The organism is Streptomyces sp. P17, assembly GCF_032436805.1.
In the GTDB taxonomy this organism is placed as follows: Bacteria; Actinomycetota; Actinomycetes; order Streptomycetales; family Streptomycetaceae; genus Streptomyces.
In genome coordinates this window covers 13,208-33,351 of sequence record NZ_JAVRBF010000050.1, presented here as the reverse complement: position 1 = coordinate 33,351, position 20,144 = coordinate 13,208, and the positions used below count along the sequence as shown (strand labels likewise).

Genomic DNA, 20,144 nt, shown 5'->3' with positions numbered 1-20,144 from the left:
CGCTGGGTGACGAGTACGGACGTTCGCAAGGATGCAGAGGACTCGGGACCCAGCGGCTACGCGGCGGCCCGGCTGCGCCTCCTCACCGAGGGGGCGCGGTCCGGGCCGCCGCGCCGTACCGCCCTCGCCGAACTCACCGACGACTGGCTGACCGGCCTGTTCGCCGCCGGCGCCGAGGGACTGCGCGGAGTCTCCCTGGTCGCCGTCGGCGGCTATGGCCGTGGCGAGCTGTCCCCGCGCAGCGACCTCGATCTCCTCCTGCTGCACGACGGCGCCGACGCGGACGCGGTCGCCGCCCTGGCCGACCGGATCTGGTACCCCGTCTGGGACCTCGGCCTCGCCCTCGACCACTCGGTACGGACGCCCGCCGAGGCGCGCAAGACGGCCGGGGAGGATCTGAAGGTCCAACTCGGCCTCCTGGACGCCCGGCACATCGCCGGCGACCTCGGCCTGACCGCGGGACTGCGGACGGCCGTCCTCGCCGACTGGCGCAACCAGGCGCCCAAACGCCTGCCCGAACTCCAGGAACTCACCACCGAACGCGCCGAACGCCAGGGCGAGTTGCAGTACCTCCTGGAACCCGACCTCAAGGAAGCCCGCGGTGGCCTGCGGGACGCCACCATCCTGCGCGCCGTCGCCGCCTCCTGGCTGGCCGACGCCCCCCGCGAGGGCCTCGACGACGCCCGGCGCCGGCTGCTCGACGTACGCGACGCCCTGCACCTGGCCACCGGGCGCGCGACCGACCGGCTCGCGCTCCAGGAACAGGACCAGGTCGCCGCCGAACTGGGCCTGCTCGACGCCGACACCCTGCTGCGGCAGGTGTACGAGGCGGCACGGGTCATCTCGTACGCCAGTGATGTCACCTGGCGTGAAGTGGGGCGCGTACTGCGGTCGCGCGCCGTGCGGCCCCGGCTGCGCGCCATGCTGGGCGGCGGCAAGCCGGTGACGGAACGGTCGCCGCTGGCCGAGGGCGTCGTGGAGCAGGACGGCGAGGTGGTGCTCGCCCGCGCCGCGCGCCCCGAGCGCGACCCCGTGCTGCCCTTGCGCGCCGCGGCCGCCGCCGCGCAGGCCGGACTCCCGCTCTCCCTGCACGCCGTACGGCGCCTGGCCGCCACCACCCGCCCGCTGCCCGCACCCTGGCCCGCCGAGGCCCGCGAACAGCTCGTCACCCTGCTCGGCTCCGGCCGCCCCACCGTGGAGGTCTGGGAGGCGCTGGAGGCCGAAGGCCTGATCACCCGCCTGCTGCCCGACTGGGAGCGGGTCCGCTGCCGCCCCCAGCGCAATGCCGTGCACATCTGGACCGTGGACCGGCACCTCATCGAGACGGCCGTGCGCGCCTCCGAGTTCACCCGGCGCGTCCACCGCCCCGACCTGCTGCTGGTCGCCGCGCTGCTGCACGACATCGGCAAGGGCTGGCCCGGCGACCACTCGGTGGCCGGCGAGATCATCGCCCGCGATGTGGCGGCCCGGATCGGCTTCGACCGCGAGGACGTCGCCGTACTCGCCGCCCTCGTACGTCATCATCTGCTGCTCGTCGACACCGCCACCCGGCGTGACCTGGAGGACCCGGCCACGGTCCGCTCGGTCGCCGAGGCGGTCGGCTCGCAGGGCACCCTGGAGCTGCTGCACGCGCTGACGGAGGCGGACGCGCTGGCCACCGGGCCCGCCGCCTGGTCGTCCTGGCGCGGCTCACTCGTCGCCGACCTGGTCAAACGCGTCGCGGCCGTGCTGGCAGGGGACGCGCCGGAGGAGCCGGAGGCCGCCGCCCCCACCGCCGAGCAGGAGCGCCTCGCCATCGAGTCGGTCGCGACGGGCAGCCCGGTGCTGGCGCTGCGCGCGCAGACCGAGCCGCCGGCGGACGACCAGCCTGCCGGGGATCCCGAACCGCTCGGTGTGGAGCTGCTCATCGCCGTGCCGGACCAGCCGGGCGTCCTGCCCGCGGTGGCCGGCGTCCTCGCCATGCACCGCCTCACGGTCCGCACCGCCGAGCTGCGCGCCCTGGACCTCCCCGACGGCGTCGAAGGCTCCGTTCTCCTCCTGAACTGGCGCGTTGCCGCGGAGTACGGCTCCCTGCCCCAGGCGGCCCGACTGCGCGCGGATCTGGTCCGCGCCCTGGACGGCTCCCTGGACATCGCCGCCCGCCTCGCGGAGCGCGACGCGGCCTACCCCCGCCGCCGGGGCGTACTGGCCCCGCCCGCCAGGGTCACCGTCCACCCGGCCGCCTCCCGCCTGGCCACGGTGATCGAGGTCCGCGCCCAGGACGCCCCGGGACTGCTGTTCCGGATCGGACGGGCGCTGGAGGACGCGCGGGTACAGGTGCGCAGCGCGCACGTCAGCACGCTGGGCGCGAACGCCGTGGATGCCTTTTATGTCACAGGCCCCGAGGGAGCGCCGCTGCCGCGTGAGGAGGCCTCTGCGGTGGCCCGGAAACTGGAGGAGACGTTGCGGGGCTGAACGGGGATCCCGGCAACTCGTGCGGCCGGGATACCCTGGAGGGCGATTCCCAGCTGCCACCGACCCCGAGGACCGCGAGCGCCGTGTTCGATACTCTCTCCGATCGCCTCTCAGCGACTTTCAAGAACCTGCGCGGCAAGGGACGGCTCTCCGAGGCGGACATCGACGCCACCGCGCGCGAGATCCGCATCGCGCTCCTCGAAGCCGACGTCGCGCTGCCGGTCGTCCGGACCTTCATCAAGAGCGTCAAGGAGCGTTCGCTCGGTGCCGAGGTCTCCAAGGCGCTGAACCCGGCGCAGCAGGTCCTGAAGATCGTGAACGAGGAGCTCGTCACGATCCTCGGCGGCGAGACCCGCCGTCTCCGCTTCGCCAAGCAGCCGCCCACCGTCATCATGCTGGCGGGTCTGCAGGGTGCCGGTAAGACCACCCTCGCGGGCAAGCTCGGCAAGTGGCTGCAGGAGCAGGGGCACTCTCCGCTGCTGGTCGCCTGTGACCTTCAGCGCCCGAACGCCGTGAACCAGCTCAGCGTCGTCGCCGAGCGCGCCGGGGTCGCGGTGTACGCCCCGGAGCCGGGCAACGGCGTCGGTGACCCGGTCAAGGTCGCCAAGGACTCCATCGACTTCGCGAAGTCCCGTGTCCACGACATCGTGATCGTCGACACCGCCGGCCGCCTGGGTATCGACCAGGAGATGATGCAGCAGGCCGCGGACATCCGTGACGCGGTCGGCCCCGACGAGATCCTCTTCGTCGTCGACGCGATGATCGGTCAGGACGCGGTCAACACCGCCGAGGCCTTCCGCGACGGCGTCGGCTTCGACGGCGTCGTGCTCTCCAAGCTCGACGGTGACGCCCGCGGTGGTGCCGCCCTGTCGATCCGGCAGATCACCGGCAAGCCGATCATGTTCGCGTCGAACGGTGAGAAGCTCGACGACTTCGACGCCTTCCACCCGGACCGGATGGCCTCCCGCATTCTCGACATGGGTGACCTGCTCACCCTGATCGAGCAGGCGGAGAAGACCTTCGACCAGGCCGAAGCCCAGAAGATGGCGGAGAAGCTGGCCTCCAAGAAGGGCCAGGACTTCACGCTCGACGACTTCCTGTCCCAGATGGAACAGGTCAGGAAGATGGGCTCGATCTCCAAGCTGCTCGGCATGCTGCCCGGCATGGGGCAGATCAAGGACCAGATCAACAGCCTCGACGAGCGGGACGTCGACCGCACCGCGGCGATCATCAAGTCGATGACCCCGGCCGAGCGCCAGGAGCCGACGATCATCAACGGCTCGCGCCGCGCCCGTATCGCCAAGGGCTCCGGTGTCGAGGTCAGCGCGGTGAAGAACCTGGTCGAGCGGTTCTTCGAGGCCCGCAAGATGATGTCCCGCATGGCCCAGGGCGGCGGTATGCCGGGCATGCCCGGGGTGCCGGGCATGGGCGGCGGCCCCGGCCGCAGCAAGAAGCAGCCCAAGAAGGCCAAGGGCAAGCAGCGCTCGGGCAACCCGATGAAGCGCAAGCAGCAGGAGCAGGAGGAGGCCGCCCGGCGCGCGGCCGCGGCCCAGGGCGGCGGCGCCTTCGGCGTGCCGGGCCAGCAGGTTCCTCAGGACTTCGAGCTTCCGGACGAGTTCAAGAAGTTCATGGGCTGAGTTCCGTATACGGCGATGAGGGCGCCCTTGTTCCACGGGGCGCCCTCGGGGTCGTCCAGCAGCGCAGCTTTGTGTCGAACCTGCATTGCTCTCGGGACGGTCGCGCGCCGGGGGGTGAGCGGAGGCCTGCCGCAAACCGCGCGATCACCTGGGTCAACTGGACGCGCTGGAGGCAGGGGGACGAGGGGTAGGCCTTCCGGTCACCCCTCCGGCCCGCCTAGCTGTTCGGGAAGGTCCAGATGTACGGCTCCCCTTCGGCCTCCTCCCAGTGCACCTCGACGTTCTGCGCGTCGGCGGGCACCAGGTAGGTCTCGCAGAAGGTGTGGCTCTCGCCCTGCTTCCAGCTCTCCACGTCGTACGGGTCCTCGCAGCCGGCCGCGTCCTCGGCGGCGCCGATGAGGATCGAGCCGCGCTGCCCGTCGGCCCAGACGGTGGTCTCGTCGCCGACCTGGGGCGAGCCGGTCAGCGCCGGGCCGCTCTTGTGCGTGAACTTCACCCGGGCGGCGGCCAGGACGAGGCCCTTGGCGTCCTCGGGGTCCGCGACCGCCTGCGCGGCCTCGGCCTCGGTGCCGATGTCGACCTGCTCCGCGAGGATCTCGTACGTGACCTTGCCCTGGTCCTCCTCGTACACCCCCGTGGCGCTCTCGCCGGCCTTCAGCTCGCCGCCGGAGGACGCCTTCGACGGGGACGGCGAGGCTTTCGCCTGCGAGGTGGCCGGGCTCTTCGCGTCGGCCTCGTCGTCCCCGCCCGAGCAGGCGGTGAGCGCCAGGGCGAGGACGGCGACGGGCGCGGCCAGACGCAGCGCGGTCTTGCGGTACAGCACAACAGCTCCTGTATGCAGATGTGTAGGTCCCCCGAGCGGTTCGTCAGGCTAAGGGGAGGGCGCGCAGTTCAGCGAAGCGGGAGCGGGCCCGCTTCGCTTTCTTCACACCATTCACACCTGCATTTCCAGGAACTCTCTTACCGGGCCCGGCACTTCAGGGGACGCGGGCGATCAGGTACCGGAAGACGTTCGGCATCCACACGGTCCCGTCCGGCCGTTGGTACGGATGCAGCGCCTCCGTGAGCTCCTTGTCCACCTGCGCCGGGTCGGTCGCGGAGATGGCCGCGTCGAACAGCCCGGTCGACAGCAGTCCTCGTACGGCGCTGTCGACGTCGGCGTAGCCGAAGGGGCACGCCACCCGTCCGGAGCCGTCGGGGCGCAGTCCGGAGCGCTGGGCGACCTCCTCCAGGTCGTCGCGGAGGGCGGGGCGCCAACTGCCCGCGCTGCGCAGCGGATCGGCCAGTTTGGTGGCCACGCGCAGCACGGACGACGTGGTGCAGCGCTCCGGCGGACCCCAGCCGGCCAGCACCACGGGCGCCCCCCGCTCGGCGAGCGGCTTCGCCCCTTGGAGCAGTTCGCCGAGTCCCTCCGAGTCGCCCGCGAGACACCCGATGGGCTCGAAGGCGGTCACCAGGCTGTACGCGGGCGTCTCCGCGTCGGCCGCGTCGCCGGGTGAGCCGACCGTGAGCCGGGTCCCGGCACGCGCGTGTGCGCCCCAGGGCTCGGGCAGCAGCCGCTGCCGGGCGAGGGCGAGCCGCTCGGGGGAGGAGGCTTCGACACCGGTGACGGCCGCTCCCCGGGCGGCCGCCATCAGCAGGGCGAGCCCGGAACCGCAGCCGAGGCCCAACAGCCGGGTGCCGGAGCCCACTTCGAGCCGCTCGTAGACGGCTTCGTAGAGCGGTACCAGCATCCGCTCCTGGATCTCGGACCAGTCACGCGCGCGTGCCCACAGGTCCACACGGGGTGAGGATCCCGTATGAGACAGGTGTTGCCGCACGAGCGTAGGTGTCATCGAAAGCGCCCCATTCCGCCGAGAGTTGCCGCTGTGCCCGTTTCCTGAGCCCCCGTGACGTGCGCTCGCTCTCCCCCCGTATGCCAGGAAACTCCGCGCTCGACCCGGCGTCCAGGGGTCGTCGGGCCCTGCTTGTGGCTGGGCCGTGCCTGAGGCGAGAATTCACAATCCGGCAACGTGGGCCCGTACCATCGCGCCATGGCAAAAGCACCCGTTCTCACGCCGCGGGCGGAAGACTTCCCGCGCTGGTACCAGGATCTGATCAACAAGGCCGAGCTGGCCGACAACGGGCCGGTGCGCGGCACGATGGTGATCCGACCGTACGGGTACGGACTGTGGGAGCGGATGCAGGCGGAGATGGACGCCCGCATCAAGGAGACGGGCACCCAGAACGCGTACTTCCCGCTGCTGATCCCGCAGTCGTACTTCGTGAAGGAGGCCGACCACGTCGAGGGCTTCGCGCCCGAGCTGGCGGTGGTCACGCACGGCGGGGGCAAGGAGCTGGAGGAGCCCGCGGTCGTCCGGCCCACCTCCGAGATGATCATCAACGACTACTTCTCGAAGTGGGTGCAGAGCTACCGCGATCTGCCGCTGCTGATCAACCAGTGGGCGAACGTGGTGCGTTGGGAGCTGCGCCCCCGGCTGTTCCTGCGCACGACCGAGTTCCTCTGGCAGGAGGGCCACACCGCGCACGCCACGTACGAGGACGCCCGCGACTTCGCCGCGCACATCCATCGTCAGGTCTACGAGGACTTCATGGTGAATCTCCTCGCCATGGATGTCGTCCCCGGCCGCAAGACCTTCAAGGAGCGGTTCGCGGGCGCCATCAACACCCTCACGCTCGAAGCCATGATGGGCGACGGCAAGGCGCTGCAGATGGCCACCAGCCATGAGCTGGGCCAGAACTTCGCCAGGGCCTTCAACACGCAGTACCTGTCGAAGGAAGGCAAGCAGGAGCTCGTCTGGCAGACCTCCTGGGGTTCGACGACCCGCATGATCGGCGCCCTGGTGATGGCTCACGGAGATGACAACGGCCTGCGTGTCCCGCCGCGGCTCGCGCAGATCCAGGTCGTCGTCCTCGCCATCAAGGGCGAGGAGGCGGTTCTGGCCAAGGTCCGCGAGCTGGGTGACCGGCTGGAGGCGGCGGGCATCCGGGTCCAGGTCGACGACCGCACGGACACCCCCTTCGGGCGGCGCGCGGTCGACTGGGAGCTCAAGGGCGTTCCGGTACGGATCGAGATCGGGCCCCGTGACCTGGAGAACGGCACCGCGATGGTGGCGCGCCGGATTCCGGGCGGCAAGGAGCCGGTGGCCGTCGAGTCCCTTGTGGAACTGCTGCCCGGGATCCTGGAGGACGACCAGGAGCTGCTGCTGAAGCAGTCCCGAGAGCGCCGCGAGTCCCGTACGAGTGAGGTGTCGACGATCGAGGAGGCCGTCGAGGCCACCGCGACCGGATGGGCGCGCATCCCGTGGGCGGTGCTCGGGGCTGCGGGCGAGGCGAAGCTGGCCGAGCACTCGGTGACCGTGCGGTGTCTGGTCGCCGAGGACGGGTCGGTGCCGGCCGACGAGGACGCGCCGGGTAACGTCGCGATCGTCGCGCGCGCTTACTGAGACGAGGCAGAAGGCGCGAGAGCGACCGAAAGGCCTCTTGCGCCTCTGCGCGACACTGTCACCCCGCCGCGCGGAGACGGTCTACGCGCGGGTGCGTACGTCAGACTACGCACCAGCTTGTGGTGAGCTGTGAGGCTTCTCCGCAGATCAGCGCACCCGCCCTCGTCCGGACGCATCAGCGGCAACTGACGGGTACGTGCAAATTATTTGGGATGGCCCGGAATCGGAACACAGAGGCACCCCGGCTCGTTGTCATTACGTGAGCACGACACAGACACCACCTGTTCTCGCCGCAGAGCTGGCGCAGGCGTGGGCCGACATTCAGCGGCACCACCCCGAGCTGCCGGATCTCGCCGCGCCAGAGTCCCTGATCGGAGAGTCGTCGTCCGCGTGCGGACACGAGCTCTCCTTCGAGCGGCTCCTCCATGAGGCGGTACACGGCATCGCCGCCGCCCGCGGAGTCCGCGACACCTCCCGTGCCGGCCGCTACCACAACCGCAGATTCCTCGCCATCGCCGAGGAGCTGGGCCTGGACCACCCCGACGAACCGCACCCCAGCAGCGGTTTCTCGCTGGTCACGCTCAACCCGGAGGCCAAGCGCCGCTACCGCCCGACGATCGAGCGTCTCCAGCGCGCCCTGAAGGCGCACACGGCGGCCACCTCGGCGGACACGGCCCGCTCCTTCCGGGGCCCGGCGGCCCGGCACGGCTCCTCCGGCGGCGGCGTACGCGTCAAGGCGGTCTGCGACTGCGGCCGCAATGTCCGCGTCGTCCCCTCGGTCCTGGCCCAGGCCCCGATCGTCTGCGGCGGCTGCGGCAAGCCGTTCCGGATCCCCGAGGTCGTGGGCGCGGCGTAGCACTGACCGACTACCGGCAACTCGTGGCTGCCGGTCGGGTGAGTGACCTGGGTGCGCCGGGGTGCCGCTGTGCGGTCGTAGCGGTGCCCGGGCGCCGGGTGCTGCTCAGGCATGCCCGCGCGCAGCCGCCCTCGGTCCGAAGTGAGCCGCGGGGTGTGGCACAATGGCTAGCTGTACTCGACAGCCGCACAGGACCCCTCTCTCCTCCGGCTGACGCGTCCATCGGGCACTCGGGTACCGCAACCCCACGCGGCCATCTCGCCGTGCCCAACCACGTCAAAACCAGGAGAACCCACTCCCGTGGCAGTCAAGATCAAGCTGAAGCGTCTGGGCAAGATCCGTTCGCCTCACTACCGCATCGTCGTCGCCGACTCCCGTACCCGTCGTGACGGTCGTGCGATCGAGGAGATCGGTCTGTACCACCCGGTGCAGAACCCCTCGCGCATCGAGGTCAACGCCGAGCGCGTGGCGTACTGGCTCTCCGTCGGCGCCCAGCCGACCGAGCCCGTGCTCGCCATCCTGAAGAAGACCGGCGACTGGCAGAAGTTCAAGGGCGAGCCCGCCCCGGCGCCGCTGCTGCAGCCGGCCGAGAAGGCCGCGCGCCCCTCGTTCGAGGCCCTGAGCGGCGACGACGAGGGCAAGGGTGAGGCCATCACCCAGAAGAAGAAGGCTGAGAAGAAGGACGAGGCGGCCGCCGAGTCCGAGTCGACCGAGGCCTGAGCAGCATGCTCGAAGAGGCGCTTGAGCACCTCGTGAAGGGCATCGTCGACAACCCTGACGATGTGCAGGTCGCCTCGCGCAACCTGCGCCGCGGACGTGTGCTTGAGGTCCGGGTCCACCCCGACGACCTCGGCAAGGTGATCGGTCGCAACGGCCGCACCGCACGCGCTCTGCGTACCGTCGTGGGCGCCATCGGCGGCCGCGGTGTCCGCGTCGACCTAGTCGACGTGGACCACGTCCGCTGACGCCGAACGCAGCACCGGCTCGGGCCGGGGAGGGCCACTGTGCCGTCCCCGGCCCGCAGTCGTACGTACGACAGGAGATCTTCAAAAAGTGCAGCTCGTAGTCGCCCGGATCGGCCGCGCCCACGGCATCAAGGGTGAGGTCAACGTCGAGGTACGTACCGACGAGCCGGAACTCAGGCTCGCCCCCGGTGCCGTACTGGCCACCGATCCCGCATCCGCGGGCCCGCTCACCATCGAGACCGGCCGTGTGCACAGCGGGCGCCTGCTCCTGCGCTTCGAGGGCGTGCGCGACCGCACCGGCGCCGAGGCCCTGCGCAACATCCTCCTCATCGCCGACGTCGACCCCGACGAACTGCCCGAGGAGGACGACGAGTACTACGACCACCAGCTGATGGACCTGGACGTGGTGACCAAGGGCGGCGAGGAGGTCGGCCGGATCACCGAGATCTCGCATCTGCCCTCGCAGGACCTGTTCATCGTCGAGCGGCCCGACGGCAGCGAGGTGATGATCCCGTTCGTCGAGGAGATCGTCACCGAGATCGACCTCGCCGAGCAGAAGGCGGTCATCGACCCGCCGCCCGGTCTGATCGACGACCGCGCGGAGATCGACTCGTCGCGGGAAGAGTCGTAATGCGGCTCGACGTCGTCACGATCTTCCCCGAGTACCTGGAGCCCCTGAACGTCTCCCTGGTCGGCAAGGCACGCGCGCGTGGGCAGCTGAACGTTCAGGTGCACGATCTGCGCGGCTGGACCTACGACCGGCACAACACGGTCGACGACACGCCGTACGGCGGTGGCCCGGGCATGGTCATGAAGACCGAGCCCTGGGGTGACGCGCTGGACTCCGTCCTGGCGGACGGCTACGAGACCGGCTCCCACGCCCCCGCGCTGATCGTCCCCACGCCCAGCGGCCGCCCCTTCACCCAGGAACTGGCCGTCGAGCTCTCCGCGCGCCCGTGGCTGATCTTCACGCCGGCCCGCTACGAGGGCATCGACCGGCGGGTCATCGACGAGTACGCGACCCGGATGCCGGTCTACGAGGTGTCCATCGGCGACTACGTCCTCGCCGGCGGTGAGGCGGCCGTACTGGTGATCACGGAGGCCGTGGCCCGGCTGCTGCCCGGCGTCCTCGGCAACGCCGAGTCCCACCGCGACGACTCCTTCGCCCCCGGCGCCATGGCCAACCTCCTGGAGGGGCCCGTCTACACCAAGCCGCCCGAGTGGCGCGGGCGTGGCATCCCGGACGTGCTGCTCAGCGGCCACCACGGCAAGATCGCCCGCTGGCGGCGCGACGAGGCCCTCAAGCGCACCACGGCCCACCGGCCCGATCTGATCGAGCGCTGCGACCCCAAGGCCTTCGACAAGAAGGACCGCGAGATGCTGTCCATCCTGGGCTGGGAACCGGATCCCGAGGGGGAGCCGCACGGCCGATTTTGGCGCAGGCCGGACGGCGTGGAAGAATAGGTCGCTGTTGTGCGCCGTCCGGCGTGCGCCCCTGCCACAGGGGGACACGACGCCCGCCCCGACGCGAACAGCATCCTTTTGGAAACCAGCTCCCGCCTATGACCTGTGGCATGGGCGAAGAAAGCAGACGAAATGTCTCACCTGCTCGACTCCGTCGACTCCGCGTCGCTGCGCAGCGACGTCCCGGCCTTCCGCCCGGGTGACACCGTCAACGTCCACGTCCGCGTCATCGAGGGCAACCGCTCCCGTGTGCAGCAGTTCAAGGGCGTGGTCATCCGTCGCCAGGGCGCCGGTGTCCGCGAGACCTTCACGGTCCGCAAGGTCTCCTTCTCCGTCGGCGTCGAGCGCACCTTCCCGGTGCACACCCCGATCGTGGAGAAGATCGAGCTCGTCACCAAGGGTGACGTGCGCCGCGCCAAGCTGTACTACCTCCGTGACCTGCGCGGCAAGGCGGCGAAGATCAAGGAGAAGCGCGAGAACTGAGCGCTTTCCGGACGTCACAGCGGGGCCGGATAGCATCTGGCCCCGATGGACACCGAAGCACAGCCGACGGAGCGCGACCGCTCCTCCCGCCCTTCCGACACCGAGGACACCTCGGATCCGAGGGGGCCGGAGGGACGGTCGCGTTTCGCGTTGGTGTCGCGGATCTCCGCATGGCTGCCCGGCGGGCGGATCACCCTGACCCTGCTGGTCTGCCTGCTTTTCCTGCTGCTGCTCAGCACCTTTGTGCTCCAGCCGTTCCAGATCCCCAGCGGATCCATGGAGCGCGGATTGAGGATCGGGGACCGCGTTCTCGTAAATAAGTTGGCGTACCGTTTCGGTGCCCAGCCGCGGCGTGGCGATGTCGTCGTGTTCGACGGAACCGGGTATTTCGGGGACGCCGACTACATCAAGCGCGTTGTCGGTGTGGGGGGAGACCATGTGGTCTGCTGCGACAAGGAGGGGAGGATCCAGGTGAACGGCCGGTCGGTCGACGAGTCGGCGTTCCTGTACCCCGGGGACGGCCCGTCCAGCGTGGCCTTCGACATCATCGTGCCCGACGGCACCCTCTTCGTCCTCGGCGACCACCGCAGCGCCTCCAGCGACTCCCGCGACCACCTGGGCTCCCCGGGCGGCGGCATGATCCCCGTGGACGAGGTCGTGGGCCGGGCCGACTGGATCGTCTGGCCCACCGACCACTGGACCCGCCTGGAGCGCCCCGACGCGTACGCGCGCGTGCCGGCCCCGGAGGGTGCGCATGGGTAACCGCGGGAAGCCACGCGGGGCACCGAGCAGCGCCGCCGACAACCTCCTGCCCACCGGCGTCCGGCGCGCCTCCGGCTCCGGCGGCGGCCGTACGCGCGCGGAGCGGCGCAAACTCCAGCGCAAGGTCAAGCGGCGGCGCAGGCGCAGCGCGATCAAGGAGATACCTCTCCTCGTCGGTGTCGCGGTGCTGATAGCCCTCGTACTGAAGACCTTTCTCGTCCAGGCCTTCGTGATCCCGTCGGGCTCGATGGAGCGGACGATCCAGATCGGCGACCGGGTGCTGGTCGACAAGCTCACCCCGTGGTTCGGCTCCAAGCCGCAGCGCGGGGACGTCGTCGTCTTCAAGGACCCCGGTGGCTGGCTCCAGGGCGAGCAGCCCACCGCCAAGAAGGAAGACCCCGTCGTCGTCAAGCAGATCAAGGAAGGGCTCACCTTCATCGGTCTGCTGCCGTCCGACAACGAGAAGGACCTCATCAAGCGGGTCGTCGGCGTCGGTGGCGACCGGGTCAAGTGCTGCGACGCGCAAGGGCGGGTCACCGTCAACGGCGTCCCCCTGCAGGAGGACTACCTCTTCCCCGGGAACGTCCCTTCCCTGACCGAGTTCGACGTCGCCGTCCCCCAGGGACGCCTGTGGGTGATGGGCGACCACCGGGCCGACTCCGCCGACTCCCGTTCGCACCAGAACCAGAACGGCGGCACGGTCTCCGAGGACGAGGTGGTGGGCCGCGCCATGGTCATCGCCTGGCCGTTCGGTCACTGGGGCACCTTGGACGAACCGAAAACCTACGCATCCGTCTCCGACTCGGCCACCGGGTCGGCCGCGGCCCCGCGGCTGTCGCATAGGGTTGCCTCCGACGATCCGAACGGAACGATCCGACTCCCGAGCCCTGCGGAACTCCCGCTCGTTATGGGAGTGGTGGGCCTGCATCGTCTCTGGGGCAGGCAGCGGCAGAGAGTAAGGAGTTGGCGTGGGGGATGTGGCGGTAGGCGCACGATCCGGGCACGACGGCGAGGACCGCGGACGCCCCGTGGAAGCGGCCGACCCGGCCTCGGACGGCGCCGTGACCTCCGGGAGTGACGGCGGCGCGGCTGAGGACGGCACCGCGGAGCGGACCGCGACGGACGGGCAGGGGCCCGGCGACTCGGCGCCGGCCCCGAAGAAGCCGCGCTCTTTCTGGAAGGAGCTGCCGATCCTCATCGGCATCGCGCTCGTCCTCGCGTTGCTGATCAAGACGTTCCTCGTGCAGGCGTTCTCGATCCCCTCCGACTCGATGCAGAACACCCTCCAGCGGGGTGACCGCGTCCTGGTCGACAAGCTCACCCCGTGGTTCGGCTCCGAGCCCGACCGCGGCGAGGTGGTCGTCTTCCACGACCCCGGCACGTGGCTGCTGGGCGAGCCGACGCCCGAGCCGAACGCGTTGCAGACGTTCCTCAGCTGGATCGGCCTGATGCCGTCGTCCGAGGAGAAGGACCTCATCAAGCGCGTCATCGGCGTCGGCGGTGACACGGTCGAGTGCAAGGGCACCGGCCCGCTGAAGGTCAACGGCAAGGCGCTGAACGAGCCGTACGTCTACCCCGGCAACACCCCCTGCACCAATGACGACCAGGGCGGCCAGTTCAAGGTGAAGGTCCCCGAGGGCTTCATCTGGGTCATGGGCGACCACCGGCAGAACTCGCGTGACTCGCGCTACAACAGGGGCGACAAGTACAAGGGCATGGTCCCGGTCGACGAGGTCGTCGGGCGCGCCATCGTGAAGGCCTGGCCGATCAACCGCTGGGGCACCCTGCCCGTTCCCGACACCTTCGACCAGCCGCTCGACGCGCGGGCGTCCGCCGCCGCGGCACTGCCCTACGCACCGCAGACAGCCGCCTTCGCGGGTGTCGTACCGCTCGCGCTCTGGCGGCGCCGCAGGCTCGCCCGGGCTGCCGAGACCGAGGCGGCCGCCAACTCCCACCACCACAGCGCTCCCTAGCCGCACAGCGCCGGCCCGGCAGCAGCACGCCGACTCCCGGGGCCCACCCGCGGACCACAAGGTCCCGCGGGTGGGGCCCCGTTGGCGTTTCCGATCAAGGAATAACGAGTGGATCACATTCGTCCACTTGTTCGTTCTTCAAGGTTGACTCCGCTAATCTTCGATCTTGTTCGAGTGGTAAACGTCAGCTAAAGCCTGGGGGTTTCGTGAAGAAGTTTCGGCTCGTTGGGGCAATGGTCGGTGCGGTCGCGATGGTCGGTCTGGCCAACTCGCCGGCCTCGGCGGGAACGGACGTGACCGTCTACGGTCCGAGCATGAAGTCGGGCTGTTCGTACGCCTCCGCGGCGCTCTTCGCCTCCTACGGCGAGACGATCACCGTGTACGACAAGTGCGCCGACGGCTGGGCCGCGGTCGTGAAGGTGGACGTCGCGCCCTACCAGTCCGGTGGCGGCTACGACTTCGCCATCTGGAACCCGAACAGCGCCTCCGGCTCCCCGGTCGTCTCCAACCGGAGCTACGCCGAGGGCACGGGCGTCTGCATGCAGGCCGGCTCGGGCGAGTACTCCAGCGGCGAGTGGGGCAGCTGGGGCTACTGGAGCTGTGGCACGGCCTGATCTCGGTACCGGTAAATCATTCGGCTGGAGCCTGGGGGTTTCGTGAGCAAGTTTCGAGTCGTTGGGGCCCTGGTCGGCGCGGTCGCGATGGTCGGTCTGGCCAACTCGCCGGCCTCGGCGGGAACGGACGTGACCGTGTACGGTCCGAGCGTCAAGAACGGCTGTTCGTACGCCTCCGCGGCGCTGTTCGCGTCCTACGGTGAGACGATCACCGTGTACGACAAGTGCGCCGACGGCTGGTCCGCGGTGGTGAAGGTGGACGTCGCGCCGTACCAGTCGGGCGGCGGCTACGACTTCTCCGTCTGGAACCCGAACGGGGCCGCCGGCTCCCCGGTGGTCTCCAACCGGAGCTATGCCGAGGGCACCGGCGTCTGCATGCAGGCGGGCGTGGGTGAGTCCTCCAGCGGCGAGTGGGGCTACTGGGGCTACTGGAGCTGCGGTACGGCCTGATCGAGTGATGTGACCCGCGGCGGTCTTCCTGAGGATCTCGGGGAGGCCGCCGTGGTGTTTTCCCGGCGCGATATGGTGCCCCGGCGCGGACTGTGGGATGGGAGCGGACGTGGGAGCAGCGGGAAACGACAAGGGGAAGTCGGGCGCCGACCTGGGCGGAATACTGTCCGGGCTGGCGGTGGCCCTCGGCTGTGTGCTGTTCCTCGGCGGATTCGCCTGGGGGGCGGTGGTCTACCGGCCCTACACCGTGCCCACCACCTCGATGGCGCCCACGATCGATGCCGGTGACCGGGTTCTGGCGCAGCGCGTCGACGGCGACGAGGTGCGCCGCGGTGATGTCGTCGTCTTCCGGGACACGAGCTGGGTCACCGATGCGAACGTGCTCAAGCGTGTGGTCGCGGTCGGCGGCGACACGGTCTCCTGCTGCACCGACGGCAAGCTGACCGTCAACGGCAAGCAGATCGAGGAGTCGTATCTGCCCGAGGGAAGCCTCGCCGAGATCAAGAACTTCCCGACCGTGAAGGTCCCCAAGGGCCGGCTCTTCCTCCTCGGCGACGAGCGCCGCGGCTCGCTCGACTCCACGGCCCACATCAGCGACGCCGCCAGCGGTACCGTCGCGCGCAGCGCCGTGTCGGCCCGGGTGGACGCCGTCGTATGGCCCATGGACGGCATGCTGAAGCGCCCCACGGGCTTCGAGGAACTGGGCGGTCTGTCCTCGCCGGGGCCGCTCCGTACGGTCGTCACCCTGATCGTCGTCGGCGCGGTGCTGATCCTGGGCGGCGCGGCGTACGGCCCGATCGCCAAACGGCTCGCGGGTCGCTCCCGGCGGACGGAGCTCGCGGGTGCCCGCTGAGGACACGTACACGGGCGGGATGCGCAAGGTCGCCCGGGTCGTTCTGCTCGACCCCGAGGACCGGATCCTGCTGCTGCACGGGCACGAGCCGGACGACACGACCGACGACTGGTGGTTCACACCGGGCGGAGGCGTCGAGGGCGACGAGAGCCGTGAACAGGCGGCTCTGCGGGAACTCGCGGAGGAGACCGGCATCACCGAGGTCGACCTCGGCCCGGTGCTGTGGCGGCGGATGTGCTCGTTCCCGTTCGCGGGGCGCCGCTGGGACCAGGACGAGTGGTACTACCTGGCCCGTACGACGCAGACGGCCGTCGAGGCCGTGGGCCTCACGGAGCTGGAGCGGCGCAGTGTCGCCGGAGCGCGCTGGTGGACGTGTCAGGAACTGACCCAGGCACATGAGACGGTGTATCCGACCAGACTCGCCGAGCTGCTGCGCAGGCTGCTCGACGAAGGTCCCCCGGCCGGGCCCGTGACCCTTGACACCGAAATCGTCTAGAGGCTTACGGGACTGGCGCACAATGGGGGGATCGCACGGCTGAAGGGGAACATGCCATGAGCGCCGAGGACCTCGAAAAGTACGAGACCGAGATGGAGCTCAAGCTCTACCGGGAGTACCGCGATGTCGTCGGTCTGTTCAAATATGTGATCGAGACCGAGCGGCGCTTCTATCTGACCAACGACTACGAGATGCAGGTGCACTCGGTCCAGGGAGAGGTGTTCTTCGAGGTGTCCATGGCGGACGCCTGGGTCTGGGACATGTACCGGCCGGCCCGCTTCGTGAAGCAAGTCCGCGTGTTGACGTTCAAGGACGTGAACATCGAGGAGCTCAACAAGAGTGACCTTGAACTCCCGGGCGGGTGACGGAGTTATCCACAAGGAGTGAGTCGTCCACCAAGATCCTTTTCTTGGGGGCGGATGCGTGATCGTCGGTGCCGGAGGTGGTGCCGACATGAACGCACGCAGTGCACTCGGCAGGTACGGAGAAGGGCTGGCCGCCAGGCGGCTGGCCGAGGCCGGGATGACGGTCCTGGAGCGCAACTGGCGCTGCGGCCGGACCGGCGAGATCGACATCGTGGCGCGGGACGGGGACGCGCTGGTCGTCTGTGAGGTCAAGACCCGCAGGAGCGACTGCTTCGAACACCCGATGGCCGCGGTGACCCCCGAGAAGGCGGCGCGGCTGCGTGATCTCGCCGAACGCTGGATCCAGACACACGGAGGAGCACCACCCGGCGGCGTCCGCATCGACGTCGTCGGGGTGCTCCTCCCTCAGCGCGGCGCCCCGCTCGTCCAGCACGCGCGGGGGGTGGCGTGATGGGTTTCGCACGCACCTGCTCGGTGGCCCTGGTCGGGGTCGAGGGCGTGGTGGTCGAGGTCCAGGCCGACCTCGAACCGGGCGTCGCGGCGTTCACCCTGGTAGGCCTCCCGGACAAGAGCCTGACGGAGAGCCGGGACCGGGTTCGGGCGGCCGTGGTGAATTCGGGGGCCGAGTGGCCGCAGAAGAAGCTGACGGTGGGACTCAGTCCGGCGTCGGTCCCCAAGGCCGGCAGCGGCTTCGACCTGGCCGTCGCCTGCGCGGTGCTGGGCGCCGCGGAGCGGGTCGATCCGCGGGTGCTCGCCGACATCGTGATGATCGGGGAGCTGGGTCTGGACGGCCGGGTACGGCCCGTCCGCGGCATCCTCCCGGCGGTGCTGGCCGCGGCCAACGCCGGTTACGAACAGGTGGTCGTACCGGAGTGTGCCGCCGCCGAGGCCTCCCTGGTGCCGGGCGTCTCCGTGCTGGGGGTGCGCAGCCTGCGCCAGCTGATCGCGGTACTGGCGGACGAACCCGTGCCCGACGAGGAAGCGCACGAACCGGGCCGCCCCGACCCGCTGCTCGCCGGGCTGCGGGTGCCGGGCACGGGCGCGGCCACCGGGATGCACAGCGCCGGAGCGGCACAGCAGGACAGCGGTCATGACCTCGCCGACGTCGTGGGCCAGCACTCCGCCCGTACGGCGGTCGAGGTCGCCGCGGCGGGTGGTCACCATCTGTTCCTGGAGGGGCCGCCCGGTGCGGGCAAGACGATGCTCGCCGAGCGGCTGCCGGCCATCCTGCCCCGGCTGGCCAGGGAGGAGTCGCTGGAGGTCACGGCGGTGCACTCGGTGGCGGGCCTGCTGCCTCCGGGCAAGCCCCTGATCGACGTCGCCCCCTACTGCGCCCCGCACCACTCGGCGACGATGCAGGCGCTGGTCGGCGGCGGCCCCGGGGTCGCACGGCCGGGCGCGGTGTCGCTCTCCCATCGAGGCGTCCTGTTCCTGGACGAGACCCCGGAGTTCAGCAGTCACGTCCTGGACGCCATGCGGCAGCCCCTGGAGTCCGGGCACGTCGTGATCGCACGCAGCGCTGGTGTCGTCCGGTTCCCGGCGAAGTTCCTGATGGTGCTGGCGGCCAACCCCTGCCCCTGTGGGCGGTTCTCCCGGAACGACGACTTCTGCGAATGCCCGCCCGCCGTGATCCGCCGGTACCAGGCCAGGCTCTCCGGGCCCCTGCTGGACCGGGTCGACCTGCGGATCGAGGTGGACCGGGTCACGCGCGCCGAGCTCACCGAGCGCGGTGCCCGGGGCGAGTCCACGGCGACGGTGGCCGCACGGGTGCAGGAGGCCAGGGACCGGGCGGCGGCCCGGCTGGCCGGCACCCCGTGGCGGACGAACAGCGAGGTGCCGGGCCGGGAACTGCGCAGCCGCTGGTACGCCACGCCCGGCGCGATGGACGAAGCGGAGCGCAATCTGGAGCGCGGCGTGCTGACAGCGCGCGGTCTCGACCGTGTCCTGCGCGTCGCCTGGACCGTCGCCGACCTCGTTGGTCACGACCGGCCCGACGCGACGGACGTCGCCCTGGCCCTGCAGCTGCGTACGGGGGTCCCCCGAGGGGTTCCCATGGCCATCGGGGCGTTGACGTGAGCCGCGCCGATGATCCGGACGAGGAACTCCATGACCGGGTGTTCCTCGCCCGGGTGCTTGAGCCCGGGGACGAGATCGCGGGGCGCTGGTTGCGGGAGCTGGGGGCCCGCGAAGTGGCGCGGCGGTTGCGGGGGAAGGGGGCCAGGCTTCCCGGTGTGAGCGAGCGGCGTTGGGCCGGGCTGTTGGGGCGGGCTGAGCGGGCCGTGCCCGAGCGGGATCTGGAGGTTGCCCGGGAGGTGGGGGTTCGGTTTGTGTGTCCGGGGGGTGTCGAGTGGCCGGGGCAGCTTGATGATCTGGGGGATGCGCGGCCTGTCGGGCTTTGGGTGCGGGGGGCGGCGAGTCTGCGGATGTGGGCGCTTCGGTCCGTTGCCGTCGTGGGGGCCCGGGCCTGTACCGAGTACGGGTCCCATATGGCCGCCACCTTCGGCGCGGGGCTTGCCGAGCGTGGCTGGGTGGTGGTGTCCGGGGGTGCCTACGGCATTGACGGCGCCGCCCACCGCGGTGCCCTCGCCGCCGGTGGGGCCACCGTCGCCGTGCTCGCCTGCGGTGTCGACCGGCCCTATCCGCGGGGGCACACCCAGTTGATCACCAGAATCGCCCAACAGGGGCTCGTCATCGGGGAGTTGCCACCCGGAGATCATCCGACTCCGAGCAGGTTCATCGTCCGCAACCGCGTGATCGCGGCGCTCACCAGGGGCACTGTCGTCGTCGAGGCCGCGCATCGCAGTGGGTCACTGGCCACGGCCCGGGCGGCGCAGCGGCTGGGGCGCCACACGATAGGGGTACCGGGCCCCGCGACCAGTGGGCTCTCCGCCGGAGTGCATGAATTGCTGCGCCAGGACGCCGTCCTCGTCACCGATGCCGCGGAAGTCGTCGAGCTCGTCGGGGACATGGGGGAGCTCGCCCCGGATCGGCGCGGGCCCGTCCTGCCGCGGGATCTGCTCGCGCCCCAGATGCGCCGGGTGCTGGCCGCGCTGCCCGGGCAGCGCGCGGCCCCGGCCGACGAGATCGCCCGTGGGGCGCAGACGACCGTGGACGACGCCATCGCCCGGCTGTACGAACTACGAGCACTTGGTTACGTCGAACGACACGGCGACGGCTGGAAGTTGACACGCCAGGCGATGATCTCCGTGCGCGGAGGTCGGAGCCGATGTTGACCGAGTGTGTTCGGCCGTCCGGGGGAACCATGACGCCCTTGGGAATTCCCGTAGTTGATGTGCGGGGCCGATCACACAGAGCGACCACCGTGC

At 70.5% G+C, this 20,144-nt stretch carries 22 protein-coding genes; 20 read left to right on the top strand and 2 right to left on the bottom strand.

Annotated elements, in window-relative coordinates:
* Positions 1–6: 6 nt before the first annotated feature.
* Positions 7–2,454, top strand: coding sequence for a [protein-PII] uridylyltransferase (locus tag RMT89_RS28670; protein WP_315886673.1), 2,448 nt, complete (start codon positions 7–9; stop codon positions 2,452–2,454).
* Between the two features lie 83 nt (positions 2,455–2,537).
* On the top strand, positions 2,538–4,091 hold the full coding sequence (gene ffh, locus RMT89_RS28665) for a signal recognition particle protein (RefSeq protein ID WP_315886672.1): 1,554 nt from the start codon (positions 2,538–2,540) through the stop codon (positions 4,089–4,091).
* A 217-nt stretch (positions 4,092–4,308) separates the two neighbouring features.
* Here ffh and RMT89_RS28660 read toward each other — a convergent pair whose 3' ends face one another.
* Positions 4,309–4,914, bottom strand: coding sequence for a hypothetical protein (locus RMT89_RS28660; protein ID WP_315886671.1), 606 nt, complete (start codon positions 4,912–4,914; stop codon positions 4,309–4,311).
* Positions 4,915–5,068: 154 nt separating this feature from the next.
* On the bottom strand, positions 5,069–5,926 hold the full coding sequence (locus RMT89_RS28655; RefSeq protein WP_315886670.1) for an SAM-dependent methyltransferase: 858 nt from the start codon (positions 5,924–5,926) through the stop codon (positions 5,069–5,071).
* 198 nt (positions 5,927–6,124) lie between these two features.
* Between RMT89_RS28655 and proS the strand changes: the two genes are divergently transcribed.
* The 18 genes from proS (at position 6,125) to dprA (ending at position 20,051) form a co-directional block, all read left to right on the top strand.
* Positions 6,125–7,537 carry a proline--tRNA ligase gene (gene proS / locus RMT89_RS28650; RefSeq protein WP_315886669.1) on the top strand — a complete coding sequence of 471 codons (1,413 nt, stop codon included), beginning with the start codon at positions 6,125–6,127 and terminating at the stop codon, positions 7,535–7,537.
* A 259-nt stretch (positions 7,538–7,796) separates the two neighbouring features.
* Positions 7,797–8,393 carry a hypothetical protein gene (locus RMT89_RS28645; RefSeq protein ID WP_186282930.1) on the top strand — a complete coding sequence of 199 codons (597 nt, stop codon included), beginning with the start codon at positions 7,797–7,799 and terminating at the stop codon, positions 8,391–8,393.
* Between the two features lie 300 nt (positions 8,394–8,693).
* Positions 8,694–9,113, top strand: coding sequence for a 30S ribosomal protein S16 (gene rpsP / locus RMT89_RS28640; protein WP_315886668.1), 420 nt, complete (start codon positions 8,694–8,696; stop codon positions 9,111–9,113).
* Positions 9,114–9,118: 5 nt separating this feature from the next.
* Entirely contained in the window at positions 9,119–9,358 is a 240-nt protein-coding gene (locus tag RMT89_RS28635) for an RNA-binding protein (RefSeq protein ID WP_003973401.1), read from the top strand.
* Between the two features lie 88 nt (positions 9,359–9,446).
* The gene (gene rimM, locus RMT89_RS28630; protein ID WP_315886667.1) at positions 9,447–9,989 is read left to right on the top strand and encodes a ribosome maturation factor RimM; all 543 of its coding nucleotides are present in this window, start codon (positions 9,447–9,449) and stop codon (positions 9,987–9,989) included.
* Positions 9,989–10,822 (top strand): tRNA (guanosine(37)-N1)-methyltransferase TrmD, encoded by an 834-nt coding sequence (trmD, locus tag RMT89_RS28625; RefSeq protein ID WP_315886666.1) that lies wholly within the window; start codon positions 9,989–9,991, stop codon positions 10,820–10,822. The genes rimM and trmD overlap by 1 nt, the downstream gene beginning before the upstream one ends.
* Positions 10,823–10,954: 132 nt before the next feature.
* Positions 10,955–11,305 carry a 50S ribosomal protein L19 gene (gene rplS / locus RMT89_RS28620; protein ID WP_128435180.1) on the top strand — a complete coding sequence of 117 codons (351 nt, stop codon included), beginning with the start codon at positions 10,955–10,957 and terminating at the stop codon, positions 11,303–11,305.
* 45 nt (positions 11,306–11,350) lie between these two features.
* On the top strand, positions 11,351–12,067 hold the full coding sequence (lepB, locus tag RMT89_RS28615; protein ID WP_315886665.1) for a signal peptidase I: 717 nt from the start codon (positions 11,351–11,353) through the stop codon (positions 12,065–12,067).
* On the top strand, positions 12,060–13,145 hold the full coding sequence (lepB, locus tag RMT89_RS28610) for a signal peptidase I (protein ID WP_315886664.1): 1,086 nt from the start codon (positions 12,060–12,062) through the stop codon (positions 13,143–13,145). The genes lepB (RMT89_RS28615) and lepB (RMT89_RS28610) overlap by 8 nt, the downstream gene beginning before the upstream one ends.
* On the top strand, positions 13,036–14,040 hold the full coding sequence (gene lepB, locus RMT89_RS28605) for a signal peptidase I (protein ID WP_315886663.1): 1,005 nt from the start codon (positions 13,036–13,038) through the stop codon (positions 14,038–14,040). Before lepB (RMT89_RS28610) ends, lepB (RMT89_RS28605) begins: the two co-directional genes overlap by 110 nt.
* A 233-nt stretch (positions 14,041–14,273) precedes the next feature.
* Complete coding sequence (locus RMT89_RS28600; protein WP_315886662.1) at positions 14,274–14,654, top strand: hypothetical protein; 381 nt, start codon at positions 14,274–14,276, stop codon at positions 14,652–14,654.
* Positions 14,655–14,696: 42 nt separating this feature from the next.
* Entirely contained in the window at positions 14,697–15,104 is a 408-nt protein-coding gene (locus tag RMT89_RS28595) for a hypothetical protein (protein WP_315886661.1), read from the top strand.
* Between the two features lie 97 nt (positions 15,105–15,201).
* Complete coding sequence (lepB, locus tag RMT89_RS28590; protein ID WP_399498494.1) at positions 15,202–15,957, top strand: signal peptidase I; 756 nt, start codon at positions 15,202–15,204, stop codon at positions 15,955–15,957.
* A gap of 19 nt (positions 15,958–15,976) precedes the next feature.
* On the top strand, positions 15,977–16,453 hold the full coding sequence (locus RMT89_RS28585; protein ID WP_315886697.1) for an NUDIX hydrolase: 477 nt from the start codon (positions 15,977–15,979) through the stop codon (positions 16,451–16,453).
* 56 nt (positions 16,454–16,509) lie between these two features.
* The gene (locus RMT89_RS28580) at positions 16,510–16,818 is read left to right on the top strand and encodes a DUF2469 domain-containing protein (protein WP_003965949.1); all 309 of its coding nucleotides are present in this window, start codon (positions 16,510–16,512) and stop codon (positions 16,816–16,818) included.
* Between the two features lie 58 nt (positions 16,819–16,876).
* Complete coding sequence (locus tag RMT89_RS28575; protein WP_315886659.1) at positions 16,877–17,269, top strand: YraN family protein; 393 nt, start codon at positions 16,877–16,879, stop codon at positions 17,267–17,269.
* Positions 17,269–18,894, top strand: a complete 1,626-nt coding sequence (locus RMT89_RS28570; RefSeq protein ID WP_315886658.1) for a YifB family Mg chelatase-like AAA ATPase — start codon at positions 17,269–17,271, stop codon at positions 18,892–18,894. The genes RMT89_RS28575 and RMT89_RS28570 overlap by 1 nt, the downstream gene beginning before the upstream one ends.
* Positions 18,891–20,051: a DNA-processing protein DprA gene (dprA, locus tag RMT89_RS28565; protein ID WP_315886657.1), complete on the top strand. Its 1,161-nt coding sequence runs from the start codon at positions 18,891–18,893 to the stop codon at positions 20,049–20,051. Before RMT89_RS28570 ends, dprA begins: the two co-directional genes overlap by 4 nt.
* The last annotated feature ends 93 nt before the right edge of the window (positions 20,052–20,144 follow it).